This is a genomic window from Cellulomonas sp. (assembly GCF_965229465.1).
Taxonomy (GTDB): domain Bacteria; phylum Actinomycetota; class Actinomycetes; order Actinomycetales; family Cellulomonadaceae; genus Cellulomonas.
The window spans coordinates 2,990,333-3,006,917 of sequence record NZ_OZ245882.1 but is presented as its reverse complement, the minus strand read 5'-3'; the positions used below and the strand labels follow the sequence as shown (position 1 = coordinate 3,006,917).

The following is a 16,585-nucleotide window of genomic DNA, read 5'->3' as shown; positions in this document are numbered from 1 at the left end:
ACCGATCGGGGAGGACGCGATGCCGGAGGCCGCTCAGCTGCTCCTCGTCGAGGACGACCGGCAGCTCGCATCCATGCTCGAGCAGATCCTCGTCGGCGAGGGGTACGACGTGGACGTGGCCCGCGACGGCCAGCGCGGCCTGCACCTCGGCCTGACGCGGTCCTACGACGTGATCGTCCTGGACCGCGGCCTGCCGGCCATCGAGGGCCTGGACCTGCTGGGTCGGCTGCGCTCCAAGGGTGTCGTGACGCCGGCCCTCGTCCTGTCCGCCCTCGGCAACCCGGCGGACCGCGTGGCGGGGCTCGACGCGGGCGCCGAGGACTACATGAGCAAGCCGTTCGACGTCGACGAGCTGGCCGCCCGGCTGCGCGCGCTGCGGCGCCGGACGCGCGAGCACGTGGGTGCGCTGCAGGTGCCCGGCGGCACGCTCGACGTGGCCACGCGTCAGGTCACCACCGCGTCCGGCGCGCTGGTGGACCTCTCGGAACGCGAGTGCACGCTGCTGGAGCTGCTGGCCCGCCACCCGCGGCAGGTGTTCAGCCGCACCGAGATCCTGGACCGGGTGTTCACGGACGCGGAGGACGACGGCGTGGTGGACACGTACGTCTACTACCTGCGCCGCAAGCTCGGCCGGTCGGCCGTGGCGACCGTGCGCGGCGCGGGCTACCGGCTGGGCACCGGATGACCGCGCCCGCCACCACCGGTGCCGAGCGGGACGCGCTGCGGAGCACGGCCCGCAGGCTCGGTCTCCAGACGGCGCTGCTGGTGCTCGGCTGCCTGGTCGTCGTCGGGGCCGCCGTGCTCCTGGTCGTCGTCCAGGCGCAGGCGGAGTCGACGCGCTCGCGGCTCGAGGGGGCGGTGCACTCGATCGACGACGCGCACGACGCCCCTCCTGGGATGTGGGTCGCGGTGGCGTCGCAGCGCGGCCTCTCGACCTCGGACGAGCTCCCCGACAGCCTGCCCGACGTCGACGTCATGCGGGCGGTCGCCCGCTCCGGCGAGGACACGTGGACGACGGCACCCACCGAAGCCGGCACGGTCCGCGTGCTCACGGGCAGCCACGACGGGACGGTCGTGCAGGCCGCGCTGGACCCGACGGAGAGCCGCGAGGAGCTGGCGCGGCTGGTCCTGGCGCTCCTGGCCGCGGGGGCCGTCGGGGTCGTCCTGGCGGGTCTGGGTGCCGTGTGGCTGACCCGTCGGGCCGTGCAGCCGATGGTCGCTGCCCTGGCCCTCCAGCGCCGGTTCGTCGCGGACGCCAGCCACGAGCTGCGCACCCCGCTGACCCTGCTGGCCACCCGGGCGCAGCTGCTGGACCGGCACATGACGGCCGACTGGGGCACCGCCGAGCCCGACCGCGTCCAGCACGACGTCGACGGCCTGCTCGCGGACGCCGGGGCGCTCACCGCCGTGCTGGACGACATGCTGCTGGCGGCGGACGCGCGCTCCGTGGACGCGGTGCCCGTGGACGCCGCCGAGCTGGCGACCGAGGTGGTCGACGCCGCCCGCGCCACGGCGGCGGACCGGAGCATCGTGATCGAGCGGCTGGGCGCGGACCACGCGCTCGCGCTGGCCTCGCCGGTGTCGGTGCGCCGGGCCGTCACCGCGCTCGTCGACAACGCGATCGACCACGCCGGCTCCAGCGTCCAGGTGGACGTGACCACCCGGGCCTCACGGGTGGCGATCCAGGTCCGCGACGACGGACCCGGGATGCCACCCGAGGGCACCGACCTGTTCCGGCGGTTCGCGTCGCACCGCGACGACGACGCGGACGGCGCGCGCCGGCACTACGGCATCGGGCTCGCGCTCGTGGCGGAGGTCGCGGCCCAGCACGGCGGCTCGGTCGTCGCCTCGGCGCGCGCGGACGGGCTGCCGGGCGCTGCGATCACGCTGGAGCTGCCTGGAGCGCCGTGAGCAGCTCGCCGTCGGCGTCCACGGCGAGCACCGCGGCGGCACCGTGCTGCGCCGCCCACGCGATCCCGTCGGGGCCCAGGGCCAGCACGCAGGTGGCCAGCACGTCGGCGGTCGTGAGGTCGGCCGCGACGACGGTGGCCGCGCGCAGCCCGGTCGCGGCCAGCCCGGTGCGACCGTCCCAGACGTGCTCGCCGCGCTCGTACGTGCCGGAGGTGGCCACCGCCCCGTCGCGCACCTCGAGGACGGTGAGGAACGCCTGCGGGTCGGCCGGGTCCCGCACGCCGACGTTCCACCCGCGGCCCGGCTCGGGCTCGCCGCGCACCACCACGTCGCCGCCGGCGTTCAGGCAGAACGTGGTCAGTCCCGCGGCGGTCAGGGTGTCGGCCGCGCGCTGGGCCGCCCAGCCCTTCACGACGCCGTCCGTGTCCAGCGAGCCGTCGGGCCGTCGGACCGAGAACGCGCCACCCGACAGGTCGCCGAAGTGCGCCGCGATGTCGAGCACCTCGCGCAGGTCAGTGCTCGCCGCGTCGCCGTCGCCGTACCGGCTCACCTCGCTGTCCGGCTGGAACCGGCTGAACCGTCGGTCGGCGTCGTGCATCCGGTCGAACGCGTCCCGCACCGCAGCCCGCTCGGCCTGCTCGTCCAGCGCGCCGCGGACGTCCACGGACATCGGGATCCCCATCACCAGCTCGAGGTGGCGCACGCGTCAGCCCTGCTGGTCGATGGCGGACTGCACGGACTCGGCGTAGGCCTCCGAGGTGTAGGTGGCGCCGGACACGGTGTCGATCTGCGCCGACTGGGCGTCCACCACCTCCTGCGCGAGGATCGGCGTCGCGCGCGCGTTGATCTGCACGCTCTCGTGGTGCCCGCCGGGGACCTGGAGGGCCTGCACGTCGGTGATCTGGCCCGCGGCGAACGTGACCGACACCTGCACGGGTCCGTACCGCGTCTGCACCGAGGTGCCGACGATCGTGACGGTGTCGCTGGTGGTCGACCCGGTGTCGGTGCTCGTCGCGGGGTCGGTGGTGGACCCGGCCTGACCCGCGTCCGCGGCCGCCGTGTCGTCGTCGGAGCTCGCTGCGTCGTCGTCGGAGGCGGACGTGTCGTCCGAGGCGGGGACGGAGGCGGCCGTGCCGTCGGTGCTCGACCCCGCGACCGTGTCCGCGGGCGTCAGCACGGCGAACTTGGCGAAGCCCGCCGCTCCCATGGCGGCCAGGGACCCCACGTAGATCAGGGTGCCGCGCCAGCGTGGCGTGCTCATGAGTCGATCTCCTCTCGGTGGATGGCGGAGCGGGGCACCCCGAGCGCGCGGGCGGAGCGGGCGACGGCGTCGGCCATCGCGGGCGGGCCGCACACGAAGACGTCGCGCGAGGCGATGTCGGGGACCAGCCAGCGCAGGTGCTGCGGGGCGAGCGGGTCGTGGCCCAGGTGGGCGCGCCGACCGGGGACGGGCAGGTAGGTCAGGCTCGGCGACGGCGTGAACTCGGCGGCCAGCGCCAGGCCGGCGGCGTCGTGCGCGCGGTGCAGGACGACGATCTGGCGCCCCTGGTCCAGCAGCTCCTCCGCGAGCGCGCGCACCGGCCCGATCCCCGCTCCGCCGGCCACGAGGAGCACGCGGTCGGACGTCGCCTGGTCGGCGGTGAAGCGCCCGAACGGTCCCTCGACCTGCACCCGCGTGCCGGGCCGCAGGTCCGTGACCGCCGACGAGTGGTCCCCGAGGGCCCCCACGGTGAACCGCAGGTGGTCGTCGGTCGGCGCCATGGACAGCGAGTACGGGTGGGCGGTCGCGCGGTGGCCCGGGGTGAGGAAGCGGACCAGGAAGAACTGCCCGCCGCGGGCCTCCAGCCTGCCGAGCCCCCGGCCGTGCACCCAGACGCTCGCCATCCCGTCGGCCTCGGGCACCACGGCGGAGACCCGCATCGCGTACCGGCGGTGCGACATCAGCGGCAGGACCACGCGCCAGGTCAGCAGTGCCGCGGCCGTGCCGGCGTAGAGCAGGATCCAGAGCCCCCGGGCGATCGGCGAGTCGACGAAGTGGGTGCCGCCGGCCACCTGGTGGGCGAACGCGAGGAAGATCCCCACGTAGATCGACAGGTGCACCGCGAACCAGACCTCGTAGGAGAGGCGCTGCCGGGCCAGCCGGGCGCTGGACACCCCGACGGCCAGGAACAGGACGGTGCCGATCAGAGCGGGCCACAGGTACGGCTGCGTCGCGAGCACGGCGGGCACCTCGGACCACACGCTCAGGCCGTCCAGCAGCGACCCGCCCAGAATCATGAGGGCCACGTGCGTGAGCACCAGCAGGACGACGGACGTCCCGAGCGAGCGGTGCCAGGCCACGAGCCGGTCGAAGCCGATCCCCCGCTCGAACCAGGGCACGCGCCCGATGAGCAGCAGCTGCGCGCAGACGAGGTACGAGGCGAGCAGCCCCGCCAGCTCGCCGAGCGACATGAGCGCGCCACCCGGCGTCGTGCCGGTGGCCGAGGACGTGCCCGCCCACCAGAACGCCAGCACCGCGACGACGCCGAGCCAGAGCGTCGGCAGGACGCCGCTGACGGTGCGGGGCGGTCGCGGTGGGGCGATCGGCGTCACGGGGGGCGCCTCCCAGGTCGTCGTGGTCATGAGACGAGTCTGGGCCGGGGTTCTCAGAGGATTCTCGGAGCTTCCTGTCCGTGCGCTGTGCGATGGCCCGCGGCGGAAAGGGGTCCGCCGCGGGCCACCGTCGATCAGCTGGCGCCGGCCCCCGCGCTCACGATCGACTTCACCGACGAGGCGGTGTCGAGCGTGTACGAGTAGGTCACGGCCTTCACCGATCCCCCGGTCTGACCGGCCGAGGAACCCACGAAGTGGTTGTTGCGGGCGACGAGCGTGCCCGCGGGCGACGAGCCCTCACCGAGGTGGTAGGTGTCGTCGGTGTTCTCGAAGTAGTTGCCCTCGACCAGCACGCCACCCTCCATGGTGGACGCCACGCCGTAGGAGCCGACGCTCGAGTAGAGGTTGTTGAACACGTGCACCGGGTTGCCGAACCGGACGCGCGGGTTGCGCTGGTTGGTGCCGTCGAACCAGTTGTGGTGGTAGGTCACCCGCAGCTTGCCGCGGTCCTGCGACCCGTTGTCGTCCGAGTGGCCGACCAGGGAGTTCTTGTCCTGGCCCTTGAAGTGGTTCCACGAGATGGTCACGTAGTCGGACGCGCGCTTGGTGTCGACCGACCCGTCGTAGCCCGTGAAGAACGTGTTGTGGTCGATCCACACGTTGGTCGACGTCTCGATGTTGATCGCGTCGTCGTCCCAGTCGTCGAATGTCAGGTTCCGCACGATGACGTTCTTCGCGCTCTTGATGTTCAGGCCGCAGCCGACGATCTTGGCGCCGCTGGCGCCGACGACGGTCTTGTTGGACGCCACGGTGAGCATGCCGGAGCAGGAGATCGTGCCCTGCACGCGAATGACGGGGGCCGATCCGGACAACGCGCTGGTCAGTGCGGATGCGCTGGTCACCGTGGTGATCGCACCCGAGCCTCCGCCGGTGGTGCCGCCGTTCTGCGACGCCCAGCCCACCAGCCCCGTGGCCGGCGGGTTGGTCGGCGTGGTGCCGCTGCCGACCTTCACCAGCTCCCACTGCTGGTTGTACTGGTTCTTCTCGGTGAGCTGCGTGATCGTGGCGCCGTCGGCCGTGGAGCGATCGGTGACGGTCACGGCCTTGGCGCTGTTGTTGTTGATCAGCCGCACCCGGCCGCCCTCGGAGTCGACCAGCTTGAACTGCTGGTTCGCCGCGTTGGCGTCCGTGTACTGGCGGATCTCCCCGCCGTCGGCGGTGCTCCAGCCCCACACGTCGAGCACCTTGCCCGAGTGGCGGTTCTGGAGCCGGTACCAGCCGGACCCCGAGTCGAGGAACTTGAACTGCTGCCAGTTCCCGTCGTTGCGGGTCCACTGCTGCATGATGCCGCCGTCGGCCGTCGAGAAGTCGCGCACCTCGAGCGCCTTGCCGCTCTGGCGGTTGACCAGCACGTACCAGGCGCTGGTGTCGACCGTGGCGGCCTGGGCGGGCAGCGCCGCGAGCATGACTCCGGCCAGTGCGAGGGTGATTCCTGACGCCAACGCGGCGACGAGCCGTCTGGCCTTCTTCTGGATCCTCATCGATCCCCCTGGGGATTCTCGAGTGGAGATGAGCCGACGACGTCCGGGAGGGCGTCGAGGACGGGGGGCGGACCGGCCGATCCGCACCCCTGTGGCGAAGCGCTTTCCGCTCGTCGGCCAGGCTAGGCAGCGTCGCCGGTCCCGAACAGGGGAACCGGTTTCCCGAACCGATTCACCGTGCCGTTTCTCATCTGTTCAGAACGGCCCGCTCAGTCGCTGCGGTACCGGCGCACGAAGGCCTCGAGGATGCGCGGCGGCGCCCACACGTCCGCGCTGCGCACCCGGTCGATCACCTCGTCGTACTCCCCCGGCCGGTAGTAGCCGTAGTCGCGGTAGACGCCGATCCGGGTGGTGATGCCGGCCAGGTCGAGCTCGGGGTGGAACTGGGTGGCGTACAGGTTCTGGCGCACGCGGAACATCTGCACCGGGCAGGTGGGTGACGACGCGAGCAGCACGGCCGTAGGCGGCAGCACGCGGCACGCCTCCTTGTGCCCGACGAACGCGTCGAACGACGCCGGCAGCTCCGCCAGCAGCGGGTCGGCGCGTCCCTCGTCGGTGAGCGTGACCGTCACCGCGCCGATGGGCTCGGCATAGGTGCGGTCGATCACCGCGCCCTGGTGCACCCCCAGCGTGCCGACGCCGTAGCAGGCACCGAGGAAGGGCAGGTCGCGGTCGACGATGTCGTCCAGCAACGTCGACACCTCGGCCTCGACGCGACGCTGGGTGGCCGACTTCTCGCTCTCGGGCTTGCTCGCGTCGAACGGGCTCCCGCCGACGATGACGCCGTCGTAGCGGTCGAGGTCGACGGGCAGGAACGGCGCCGCCTCCATCCGGACCTGCTCCAGCTCGTCGGCGCGCAGCCCGCCGAAGCGGAGGAAGGCGGCATGCTCCCCGACCGCCGCGACGTCCTCGGCGCGCGAGCTGAGGAGCAGGAACCGGGTCATCCGACGCCCGCCACCCGGCTGGCGTCGTCCGGCCCGAGCATCCACCGGATCGACCGGGTCGCGACGGCTCCGGCCGCCCGTGCGACGCTCAGCCCGACGTGGCCGGGCCGGTCCAGCCCGAGCAGCTCGAACGTCCACGGCGGCATCGACGCCACCGCGGCCCGCGCCAGCAGCGCGTAGCCGGGCCGCAGCGACCGGGGCACGGGTGGCTCGTGCAGCAGGAAGTCGGCGGCGTCGCGTGCCGCGGTCGACGGGCCCAGCTCCGGGCGGAACTCCTCCAGGGCCTTGGCCAGCTCGGCCACCGACTCCGGCACCCGCTCCGCACCGAGCGAGATCGCCACGCGGGAGGCCTGGGCCACGTACTCGTCGGCACCCGCGGCGTCGAGAGGGCGCTGCCCGTACACCCGGTGCGCGCGCAGGAAGCTGTCCACCTCGGCCACGTGCACCCAGCGCAGCAGCGTGGGGTCGCCGGCGAAGTACGCGAGTCCCTCCGGCGTGACGCCGCGGATCCGCTCGTGCACCCAGCGCACCCGGTCGATGGCCGCGGTGGCGTCGTCGATGGTGCCGAACGTGGTGACGGCCAGGAACGTGCTGGTCCGGGCCAGCCGGCCCCACGGGTCGCCCCGGTAGCCCGAGTGCGCGGCGACCGCCGCCATCGCGGCGGGGTGCAGCGACTGGAGGAGCAGCGCGCGCATGCCGCCGACGAACATCGAGGCGTCGCCGTGCACGGTGCGGATGGCGGAGCCCGGCGGGAACCACCGGGGGCCGGGAGTGCCGTGGATGCGTTCGCGGCTGGCCAGTCCGTCCGGTCCTGCGACGCGCAGGAACAGGGCGGTGCCCGCGCGATCCCGCACGTCGGCGAGGCTCTGCACCATGGGCCCTTCCGGTCGGCGGATCCCCTTGCCCGACGATGCTATGGCTGCCGGGCGACCCGCGCTCAGGCCCGGGCCCGCACCTCGTCGACCCCGCGGTTGGCCAGCTGGTCCGCGCGCTCGTTGCCCGGGTCCCCAGCGTGCCCCTTGACCCACACCCAGCTGATCGTGTGCCGGGCGGTCTCGGTGTCCAGCGCCTGCCACAGCTCCTGGTTCTTCACGGGCTTCTTGTCCCCCGTGCGCCAGCCGTTGCGCTTCCAGCCGGCGATCCACTTGGTCACGCCGTTCATCACGTACATCGAGTCGACGTGCAGCACCACGTCGCACGGCTTGGTCAGCGCGCGCAGCCCCTCGATGACCGCCGTGAGCTCCATGCGGTTGTTGGTGGTCACCGGCTCGCCGCCGAACAGCTCGCGCTCGTGGTCGCCGTAGCGCATCCAGGCGCCCCAGCCGCCGACGCCCGGGTTGCCCTTGCAGGCCCCGTCGGTCCACATCTCCACGGTCGGGCGCTCGGTCACGGCCCACACCCTAGACGCACGAGCGCATGGGACCATCGAGGCACGATGAGCACCCCCAACCTGGCCGCCCGCATCCCCGCCGACCCCTCCGATCCCGACGCGCTGTACGAGGCCTTCACCGGCTGGGCCACCGACCAGGGGCTCGAGCTCTACCCGCACCAGGACGAGGCGCTGCTGGAGCTGGTCACCGGGGCGCACGTGATCCTGTCGACGCCGACGGGCTCGGGGAAGTCGCTCGTCGCGGTCGCCGCGCACTTCGTCGCGCTCGCCCAGGGGCGCCGCACGTACTACACGGCCCCGCTCAAGGCCTTGGTCAGCGAGAAGTTCTTCGCGCTCGTCGAGGCCTTCGGGTCCGCCAACGTCGGCATGATGACCGGCGACTCCGCAGTCAACCCGGGCGCTCCGATCATCTGCTGCACGGCCGAGATCCTGGCCAACGTGGCGCTGCGCGACGGCGACGGCGCCGACGTCGGCCAGGTGGTCATGGACGAGTTCCACTTCTACGCGGACCCGCAGCGCGGCTGGGCGTGGCAGGTGCCGCTGCTGGAGCTCACGAAGGTCCAGTTCGTGCTCATGTCCGCGACCCTCGGTGACGTCGGCTTCTTCGCGGAGGATCTGACGCGGCGGACACGCCAGCCGGTCGCGGTCATCGCCAACGCCGAGCGCCCGGTGCCGCTCACGTTCAGCTATGCCATCGAGCCGCTGCACGAGCTGCTGGACGAGCTGGTGAAGACTCGTCGCGCCCCCGTCTACGTCGTGCACTTCACGCAGAAGGAGGCCGTCGAGCGGGCGCAGTCGCTCATGTCGACGCCCCTGGCCAGCCGCGAGCAGCGGGACCGGATCGCCGACGAGATCGCCGGGTTCCGCTTCGCCCCGGGCTTCGGCCGCACCCTCAACCGGCTGCTGCGGCACGGGGTGGGCGTCCACCACGCGGGCATGCTGCCCAAGTACCGCCGGGTGGTCGAGCGCCTGACACAGAAGGGCCTGCTGCCGGTGGTCTGTGGCACGGACACCCTCGGCGTCGGCATCAACGTGCCGATCCGCACGGTCCTGCTCACCAGCCTGGTCAAGTACGACGGCGTCCGCATGCGGCACCTGTCCGCGCGCGAGTTCCACCAGATCTCCGGGCGGGCGGGACGCGCGGGCTTCGACACCGTGGGCGAGGTGATCATCCTGGCGCCGGAGCACGTGATCGAGAACCGCAAGCTCCTGGAGAAGGCCGGCGACGACCCGCGCAAGCTGAGGAAGATCGTCCGCAAGAAGGCCCCCGAGGGCCAGGTCAACTGGACGGACAGCACGTTCGAACGCCTCCGCGACGCCCCGCCCGAGCCGCTGACCAGCAGCTTCGCGGTCTCGCACGCGATGGTGCTGCACGTGCTGGCCCGCGAGGGCGACCCGGTCGCCGCCATGACGAAGCTGCTCACCGACAACCACGAGCCCGAGGGCGCCCAGGGCCGGCACATCCGCCAAGCGGTCGCGGTGTACCGCTCGCTGCGGGCCGCCGGCGTGGTCGAGCGCCCCTGGGTCGAGGACCCGACCGCTCCGCACGGCCGCCGTCGGGCGGTGCAGCTGACTGCGGAGCTGGCCCCGAACTTCGCGCTCAACCAGGCCCTCTCCCCGTTCGCCTACGCGGCCCTGGACCTGCTGGACCGCGACGACCCGGCGTACGCGCACGACGTGGTCTCCGTCATCGAGGCCACCCTCGACGACCCCCGCCAGGTGCTCTCCGCCCAGGAGAACCGCGCCCGCGGCGAGGCCGTCGCGCAGATGAAGTCCGACGGCCTCGAGTACGACCAGCGGATGGCCCTGCTCGAGGACGTCGGCTACCCCAAGCCGCTCGCCGAGCTGCTCGAGGCCATGTTCGTCACGTACCGGCAGACCAACCCCTGGGTGGCCGACCTCGCCCTGTCCCCCAAGTCCGTGGTGCGCGACATGCACGAGCGCGCGATGGGCTTCGCCGAGTACGTCGCCTACTACCAGCTGGACCGCACCGAGGGCGTGCTCCTGCGCTACCTGGCCGACGCCTACCGGGCGCTGCGCCAGACCGTGCCCGAGGAGGCCCGCACCGAGGAGCTGTGGGAGATCATCGAGTGGCTGGGCGACCTGGTCCGCCGCACCGACTCCAGCCTGCTCGACGAGTGGGAGCGCCTGAGCAACCCGCTGGACGAGCGCGGCGCCGACGCCCCCGGCGGCATCGACGAGGACGTGCCTGAGCCGATCACAGCCAACCCCCGGGTGTTCCGGGCGCTGGTCCGCGGCGCGCTGTTTCGGCGCGTCGAGCTGGCCGCGCGGGAGTTCTACGGCGGCCTGGCGCAGCTGGGCGACGTCGACCCGGACGACCTGCCGTGGGACGCGGACCGTTGGCGGACCGCGCTGGACCCGTACTACGACGACCACGACGAGATCCTCACCGGTGCCCCCGCGCGCGGGCCGGCCCTGTTCCAGGTGACCCCCGGCCGGGGTACCTGGCAGGTGCGCCAGCTGCTGGACGACCCGGAGGGCGACCACGACTGGCGGATCGACGCCGTCGTGGACCTGGCCGGCTCCGACGAGACCAGCGAGGTGCAGCTCCGGATCGTGGCCGTGGGACCGCTCGGCGACCTGGCTGACTGAGGCCGACCGCGGCGGACTGAGCCCGGGCGTACCGGCCGCACGGGTTACCGTTCGCGCATGAGCATCGAGCCCACCGAGCCAGCCGCGCGCACCACCAGGTCGCCGCGGTTCGTGTTCCTCATCTGCCTGGCCGCCGCGCTGGTGTCCGCCATCTGGGTGCTCGGGATCCTCACGATCGTCGCCGCCGTGGCGCTGGTGGTCACGGCGATGGTGCTGCAGGCCCGCGGCAAGAACCCCGCGCTCTGGTTCGCGGCGAGCACGGGCGTCGCGGCCGGCACCCTGGTCTACCTGCTGATCGTGCTCATCACCGGCCAGTGAGTCACTGCCCGTAGGCCGCCATGATCCGGTCGGACGGGACGATCTGCTTGCCCAGCGGGAACAGGGAGATCGGCACCATCTTCCAGTTGGCCAGCGCCAGCGGGATGCCGACGATCGTGAGGGCCTCAGCGATGCCCGTGATGATGTGCATGAGCGCCAGCCACCAGCCGGCGACGATCACCCAGATGACGTTCCCGATCACGGACCAGGCACCGGCGGTCGGCTTGTCGACGACGGTGCGCCCGAACGGCCACAGCGCGTAGCTGGCCATCCGGAACGACGCGATGCCGAAGGGGATCGTGACGATGAGGATGCAGCAGATGGTCCCGGCGAGCACGTAGCCGATGGCCAGCCAGAAGCCCGCGAGCACGAGCCAGATGAGGTTGAGCAGGGTCTTCACGCGCCCAGCCTGCACCCTGCGTGGTCGCGGACGGTATCCGGGATGACCCTGATCCGCCCCTATCGTGGCTGCGTGGCGAAACAAGGGCGGGCACCCGGCTCGAGCAGCTCAGGCACGCCGGCACTCGTGGCACTGACCGCCGCGGACGTGCCGCACACCGCGCACGCGTACGCGCACGACCCGGCGAGCACCCTCGGCTACGGGCTCGAGGCCGCGGCCGCGCTGGGCGTCCCGCCCGAGCAGGTGTTCAAGACGCTGATGACGGTCGTGGACGGCACGCTCACGGTCGCGGTGGTGCCGGTGACCGGGCAGCTGGACCTCAAGGCGCTCGCCCACGCAGTCGGCGGCAAGAAGGCGACGATGGCGCCGAAGCCCGACGCGGAGCGTGCCACCGGGTACGTCGTCGGCGGGATCTCGCCGCTCGGGCAGCGCACCGCGCACCCGACCGTGATCGACGAGACCGCCTGGCTGTTCGACACGGTGCTGGTCTCCGGCGGGCGCCGCGGGCTCGACGTGGAGCTCTCCCCCGACGACCTCATCCGGCTCACCTCGGCGACCGTGGCCGACATCGCCCGGTCCGACGCGTGATCGCCGACCGCCTCGCCGAGGTCCGCGAGCGCGTCACCGTGGCGGCCCGGGCGGCGGGCCGCGACCCCGCGGACGTGCGCCTGCTCCTGGCCACCAAGACCCAGCCGGTCGAGCGCGTGCGCGAGGCGCTGGACGCGGACGCCCGCGCGCGCGCCGACGACCCGACGCTCGCCGCGGTGCTCGTCGGAGAGAACCGGGTGCAGGAGCTCGTCGCCAAGGGCCCGTCGCTGGTGGGCCTGACCGCGCTGCACCTCATCGGACCGCTCCAGTCCAACAAGGTGAACGCGGCGCTGCGCTGGGCGTCGTGCATCGAGTCGCTGGCGTCGATCGACCTGGCCGAACGGCTCTCCGCACGGGCGACGGACGCGCTGGACGTCTACGTGCAGGTGAACGTGTCCGGCGAGGACACCAAGCACGGCGTGGAGCCGGCCGAGGCGGTCGCGTTCGTCGGGGCGGTCGCCGCCCTGCCGCACCTGCGCGTCGCCGGGCTCATGACGGTCGGGGCACGGTCGGACGATCCCGCGGTGGTGCGCGCCGGCTACGCGATGCTGCGCGGCCTGCGCGACGAGCTCGTGGCGTCGGGGACTCAGACCGCCACGGAGCTGTCGATGGGCATGAGCGGGGACCTCGAGCTGGCGATCGCCGAGGGAGCGACCCTGGTGCGCGTCGGCAGCGCGGTCTTCGGCGCCCGCGCCACGTGACCGCCGCGCAGGAGCACCACCTGCGCGGTGCGGGTGGCGGCGCCGGGCGCGCGGCTGCGCAGGACGGCGAGCTCGCGGGCGCGCAGGACGGTGAGTCGGCGCAGCTGGCGGTCCAGGTCGAGGTCCATGTCTCTCCTTCGTCGTGCGTCAGGAGCGGATGGCGTGGGCGCTGATACATGCGGTCGTGACAAGGTCGCTTGACACGAGGTCCGATGTCAAGCACCCTTGTCATGTCAAGCACACTTGTCACTTCGGAGGCTCTTCCGTGAACACCCACGACACCCGGCGGGACCTCCCGCGATGAAGAACGAGATCCGTCGGCTGCGCGAGGAGGCCGGGCTCTCGCAGGCCGCTCTCGCGGAGGCGCTCGCGGTCTCCCGCCAGACCGTCAACTCCCTGGAGAACGGACGGTACGACCCCTCGTTGCCGCTGGCGTTCGCCGTGGCCCGCTACTTCCGCACAACGATCGAGGAGATCTTCCATGACGGCGTCTGAGTCCGACCTCCCCCGCGTCCAGCCCGCCCTCACCGACGGCCGGTTTCTGCTCATCTGCGCCAGCGCCCTCGTCGCCGTCGGCGCCCTGTGGCTCGCGTTCACCCTGGCCGGCCAACCGGACACCGCCGCCGGGGCTCTCGTCGGCGGCGGAGGGGTGATCGCCCTCATGGTCGTGGTCCGGTGGCGCGCGCGCCGCAGAAGCTCGTCGTCCGGCAGCGGGCTCAGCCGCACGCTCCTCGGTAGGGCGGACGAGCGCGACAAAGCGATCTTCACGTCCTCGCTCGCCTACGTCGGCCTCGCCGCGTTCCTCGTGAACGCGGCCGGGATGGCGGCGGTCGCACTGGGCGCGGACGGGGCGACGGTGATCGGCATCATCGAGTACGTCCTCATCGCGATCTTCGTCGGAGCGTCCGTCGTGCTGTCGCGCCGGCTCTGAGGGGTCCGCGGCAGGATGGGGTCATGAGCGACGAGCGCCGGTTCCCCCGGTGGGTCTACGGGGCCGGCACCGACCCGGACGCCCGGTTCTCCCTGGCCAACGAGCGGACGTTCCTGGCCTGGATCCGCACCTCGTTGGCCCTGCTGGCGGGTGGAGTGGCGCTGGAGGCCCTCGACCTGCCGGTGCAGCCCGATCTCCGGTTCGCCGCCGCGATCGTGCTCGTCACCATCGGCGTCCTCGCCCCGGTGCTCGCCTGGATCGGCTGGGCCCGCGCCGAGCGGGCCGTCCGGCAGAGCTCGTCGCTGCCGGCGCCGTCGGCGTTCGGACTGCTGGTGGTCGGGGTGTGCATCGCGGGCGGCCTCGTGCTCGTCGGGCTGCTGGCCGCATGAGCAACCCGGGGGCCCTGCCGACCCTGGCCTCCGAGCGCACCCACCTGGCGTGGCGACGCACCGCGATCGGACTCACCGGTGGCGGGGTGGCCGCCGCGCACCTGCTCCAGGAGTTCCTCGGGACCGCCGCCTGGAGCCTGGCGGCCACCGCGCTGGTCGTCGCCGTCGCCCTGACGGTCGTCTCGCACCGTCGTCATGTGGCCGACGGGGCACTCCCGCCGGGCGGACGGCTCGTGACCGCGAGCGCGCTCGGGGTCGTGGTCATCGGCGTCGCTGCGGTGACCTTCGTCGTGCTGCACGGACCCTGACTCAGGGCACCCGGGCGGTCCAGGAGGGGTCCGTGAACTTGGTCCGCGCCAGCTCGGTCGCCCGCTCCAGCTCCTCGGGCCGGAGCGCTCCGTCGACCGTCGGGTAGCGGCTGCGGAAGTACGCGGCGAACGCCGAGATGACCTCCTCGCGCGGGAGCTGCGTCTGCGAGCGCACCGGGTCCACCCGCTTGTTCGCGCTCGTCGTGCCCTTGTCCGACAGCTTCTCGCGGCCGATCCGGAGCACCTCGAGCATCTTGTCCGCGTCGATGTCGTAGGACATGGTCACGTGGTGCAGCACCGCGCCGCCGACCATCCGCTTCTGCGCCGAGCCGGCCAGCTTCCCGGCCGGGGACGCGATGTCGTTCAGCCCGCTGGTGAACGCCTGCACGCCGACGTCCGCGAGCGCGCCCAGCACCCACTGGTTGAGGAACGCGTAGGAGTCCTCGAAGGTCATCCCGTCCACGAGCGACGCGGGCACCACCAGCGAGAACGTGATGCAGTTGCCGGCCTCCATGAACATGGCGCCGCCCCCGGAGATGCGCCGGACCACGGTGATGCCGTACCGCTCGGCCGCCTCGAGGTCCACCTCGTTGCGCAGCGACTGGAACGACCCGATGATCACGGCCGGCTCCACCCACTCCCAGAACCGCAGCGTGGGACCGCGGCGGCCGGCCCCGAGCTCCTCGGTGAGCACCTGGTCGAGCGCGGCGTGCAGGGCCGGGGGCAGCGGGCCGGGGTGGATCAGCTCGAACGTGTGGTCGGCCCAGGCGGTGGAGAACCCGAGCGCCCGCCGCACCGCCACGGCGACGGCGTGGGCGTCGAACCCGACCATGTGCACCGGCTGGTCCTCGCGGGCCAGGGCGGTGGTCACCGCGTCCGCCAACCGGCTCACCGGCGTGTCCCGCGGCAGCCCGTCCAGCGACGACGACACCACCGCGAGCGCCTCGTCCGGCTCGAGGAAGAAGTCGCCGCTCACGCTGACGCCGCTCAGCAGCCCGTCCACCACGTCGAGGTCGACCGCGACGAGCTTGCCGCCGGGCACCTTGTACTCACCATGCACGGGCCCAGCGTAGGTCGGCTGGTCAGCCGAGGGACCGGACCGCCGTCTGCGCCTGCTCCTGGACCATCGCGGCCAGGTCGTCCGGGTCGCCCAGGGTGGCCAGCGCCGCCTGCCGGTCCCCGGCGGTGAGGGCCTCGGCCGTCCACGTGACGATCGTGTTCCCCACCAGCAGGTGGCCCCGGTAGCCGGGCACGTCGGACCCCTCGGCGGAGTGCGTGACCTCCTGCACGATGGAGGGGAAGACGCCCTGCCCCTCGATCGCGGGCTCGGCCGTCCAGGTGGCCCCGTCGATGTCCGGGTTCACCTGGCTGTACTCCGGGCACGCGTCGACGGTGGTGACCAGCGTGCGGAACGCCTCGCGGGCCGCCGCCGGGTCGGCCAGCAGGACCACCTCCTGCTGGAACGCCAGGGCGTCGTTGCCCCACATCAGCGTGTCGAACCACGGGGGCGGCACCGCGACGACGGTGGCGGCCACGAGGCACTCCGGCGGCTCGATCGTCGAGCCGATCGGCAGCCCCCACGGACGCTGGCCCGACGTGATCTGCTGCTGCACCTCGGGCTCGGCCGCAGGGATCTGGGCCACGAGGTCGGCGGCGTCGACGAACAGGGTGAGGCCGGTGGTCGGGTCGAAGACCGCGTCCGCGCCGGGGACGGCGACCGAGGGCGAGGGCGTGCCGGGCGGCATGGTCGGCTGCGGAGTCGTGACGGTGGTGCTGGGGGTGAGCGACGGTTCCGTCTCGACCGGCGCCCACGGCTGCGCCACGAGCGCCGTGATGAGTGCGATCGCGAGCACGGCGACGAGGAGCCACCACCAGCCGATCCGCGACCGGCCCGGTGTGGGCCCAGGGTCGGGCGGCGGCACGCTGCCGGACACGACCGCTCCTTCCGCACGTCGGCGG

At 72.9% G+C, this 16,585-nt stretch carries 20 protein-coding genes; 10 read left to right on the top strand and 10 right to left on the bottom strand.

Translation table 11 applies throughout. From position 1 onward, the window contains the following. The first annotated feature begins 19 nt into the window (after positions 1 to 19). Together ACO06A_RS14315 and ACO06A_RS14310 are read left to right on the top strand one after the other, a co-directional pair. Positions 20 to 685 (top strand): response regulator transcription factor, encoded by a 666-nt coding sequence (locus ACO06A_RS14315; protein ID WP_421732902.1) that lies wholly within the window; start codon positions 20 to 22, stop codon positions 683 to 685. Beyond that, the gene (locus ACO06A_RS14310) at positions 682 to 1,911 is read left to right on the top strand and encodes a sensor histidine kinase (protein WP_421732901.1); all 1,230 of its coding nucleotides are present in this window, start codon (positions 682 to 684) and stop codon (positions 1,909 to 1,911) included. Before ACO06A_RS14315 ends, ACO06A_RS14310 begins: the two co-directional genes overlap by 4 nt. Here the strand turns inward: ACO06A_RS14310 and ACO06A_RS14305 are convergent. The 7 genes from ACO06A_RS14305 to rnhA all read right to left on the bottom strand — a co-directional run bounded on the left by ACO06A_RS14305 (position 1,883) and on the right by rnhA (position 8,354). Continuing rightward, complete coding sequence (locus ACO06A_RS14305) at positions 1,883 to 2,614, bottom strand: FAD:protein FMN transferase (RefSeq protein ID WP_421732900.1); 732 nt, start codon at positions 2,612 to 2,614, stop codon at positions 1,883 to 1,885. The two genes, ACO06A_RS14310 and ACO06A_RS14305, sit on opposite strands and share 29 nt — an antisense overlap. A 3-nt stretch (positions 2,615 to 2,617) precedes the next feature. Continuing rightward, entirely contained in the window at positions 2,618 to 3,172 is a 555-nt protein-coding gene (locus ACO06A_RS14300) for an FMN-binding protein (RefSeq protein WP_421732899.1), read from the bottom strand. Further along, positions 3,169 to 4,533: a ferric reductase-like transmembrane domain-containing protein gene (locus tag ACO06A_RS14295; protein WP_421732898.1), complete on the bottom strand. Its 1,365-nt coding sequence runs from the start codon at positions 4,531 to 4,533 to the stop codon at positions 3,169 to 3,171. Before ACO06A_RS14295 ends, ACO06A_RS14300 begins: the two co-directional genes overlap by 4 nt. Before the next feature lie 104 nt (positions 4,534 to 4,637). After that, the gene (locus ACO06A_RS14290; RefSeq protein WP_421732897.1) at positions 4,638 to 6,044 is read right to left on the bottom strand and encodes an RICIN domain-containing protein; all 1,407 of its coding nucleotides are present in this window, start codon (positions 6,042 to 6,044) and stop codon (positions 4,638 to 4,640) included. Positions 6,045 to 6,253: 209 nt separating this feature from the next. Beyond that, on the bottom strand, positions 6,254 to 6,988 hold the full coding sequence (locus ACO06A_RS14285) for a glutamine amidotransferase (protein ID WP_421732896.1): 735 nt from the start codon (positions 6,986 to 6,988) through the stop codon (positions 6,254 to 6,256). Further along, entirely contained in the window at positions 6,985 to 7,863 is an 879-nt protein-coding gene (locus ACO06A_RS14280) for an oxygenase MpaB family protein (protein ID WP_421732895.1), read from the bottom strand. The genes ACO06A_RS14285 and ACO06A_RS14280 overlap by 4 nt, the downstream gene beginning before the upstream one ends. 62 nt (positions 7,864 to 7,925) lie before the next feature. Continuing rightward, positions 7,926 to 8,354, bottom strand: coding sequence for a ribonuclease HI (gene rnhA / locus ACO06A_RS14275; RefSeq protein ID WP_175348466.1), 429 nt, complete (start codon positions 8,352 to 8,354; stop codon positions 7,926 to 7,928). A 69-nt stretch (positions 8,355 to 8,423) separates the two neighbouring features. Between rnhA and ACO06A_RS14270 the strand changes: the two genes are divergently transcribed. Both ACO06A_RS14270 and ACO06A_RS14265 read left to right on the top strand, forming a co-directional pair. Next, positions 8,424 to 10,991, top strand: a complete 2,568-nt coding sequence (locus ACO06A_RS14270) for a DEAD/DEAH box helicase (RefSeq protein ID WP_421732894.1) — start codon at positions 8,424 to 8,426, stop codon at positions 10,989 to 10,991. A 57-nt stretch (positions 10,992 to 11,048) separates the two neighbouring features. Further along, a complete protein-coding gene (locus ACO06A_RS14265) occupies positions 11,049 to 11,309 on the top strand; it encodes a hypothetical protein (RefSeq protein ID WP_421732893.1) in 261 nt (86 codons plus the stop codon). A gap of 1 nt (position 11,310) precedes the next feature. On the opposite strand, the gene ACO06A_RS14260 is transcribed toward ACO06A_RS14265, so the two are convergent. Continuing rightward, entirely contained in the window at positions 11,311 to 11,709 is a 399-nt protein-coding gene (locus ACO06A_RS14260; protein ID WP_421732892.1) for a YccF domain-containing protein, read from the bottom strand. A 126-nt stretch (positions 11,710 to 11,835) separates the two neighbouring features. On the opposite strand from ACO06A_RS14260, the gene ybaK reads away from it, so the two are divergent. From ybaK to ACO06A_RS14230, 6 genes are all read left to right on the top strand, one after another. Next, positions 11,836 to 12,297: a Cys-tRNA(Pro) deacylase gene (gene ybaK, locus ACO06A_RS14255; protein WP_421732891.1), complete on the top strand. Its 462-nt coding sequence runs from the start codon at positions 11,836 to 11,838 to the stop codon at positions 12,295 to 12,297. Further along, on the top strand, positions 12,294 to 12,998 hold the full coding sequence (locus tag ACO06A_RS14250) for a YggS family pyridoxal phosphate-dependent enzyme (protein WP_421732890.1): 705 nt from the start codon (positions 12,294 to 12,296) through the stop codon (positions 12,996 to 12,998). Before ybaK ends, ACO06A_RS14250 begins: the two co-directional genes overlap by 4 nt. Positions 12,999 to 13,298: 300 nt before the next feature. Further along, positions 13,299 to 13,493 (top strand): helix-turn-helix transcriptional regulator, encoded by a 195-nt coding sequence (locus ACO06A_RS14245; protein ID WP_421732889.1) that lies wholly within the window; start codon positions 13,299 to 13,301, stop codon positions 13,491 to 13,493. Further along, positions 13,480 to 13,929, top strand: a complete 450-nt coding sequence (locus ACO06A_RS14240; RefSeq protein ID WP_421732888.1) for a hypothetical protein — start codon at positions 13,480 to 13,482, stop codon at positions 13,927 to 13,929. The genes ACO06A_RS14245 and ACO06A_RS14240 overlap by 14 nt, the downstream gene beginning before the upstream one ends. 23 nt (positions 13,930 to 13,952) lie before the next feature. Next, positions 13,953 to 14,318 carry a YidH family protein gene (locus ACO06A_RS14235; RefSeq protein WP_421732887.1) on the top strand — a complete coding sequence of 122 codons (366 nt, stop codon included), beginning with the start codon at positions 13,953 to 13,955 and terminating at the stop codon, positions 14,316 to 14,318. Continuing rightward, entirely contained in the window at positions 14,315 to 14,626 is a 312-nt protein-coding gene (locus tag ACO06A_RS14230) for a DUF202 domain-containing protein (protein WP_421732886.1), read from the top strand. Before ACO06A_RS14235 ends, ACO06A_RS14230 begins: the two co-directional genes overlap by 4 nt. Before the next feature lies 1 nt (position 14,627). On the opposite strand, the gene ACO06A_RS14225 is transcribed toward ACO06A_RS14230, so the two are convergent. Together ACO06A_RS14225 and ACO06A_RS14220 are read right to left on the bottom strand one after the other, a co-directional pair. Further along, a complete protein-coding gene (locus tag ACO06A_RS14225) occupies positions 14,628 to 15,686 on the bottom strand; it encodes a lipoate--protein ligase family protein (RefSeq protein WP_421732885.1) in 1,059 nt (352 codons plus the stop codon). Between the two features lie 22 nt (positions 15,687 to 15,708). Next, complete coding sequence (locus ACO06A_RS14220; protein WP_421732884.1) at positions 15,709 to 16,560, bottom strand: hypothetical protein; 852 nt, start codon at positions 16,558 to 16,560, stop codon at positions 15,709 to 15,711. Positions 16,561 to 16,585 lie beyond the last annotated feature (25 nt).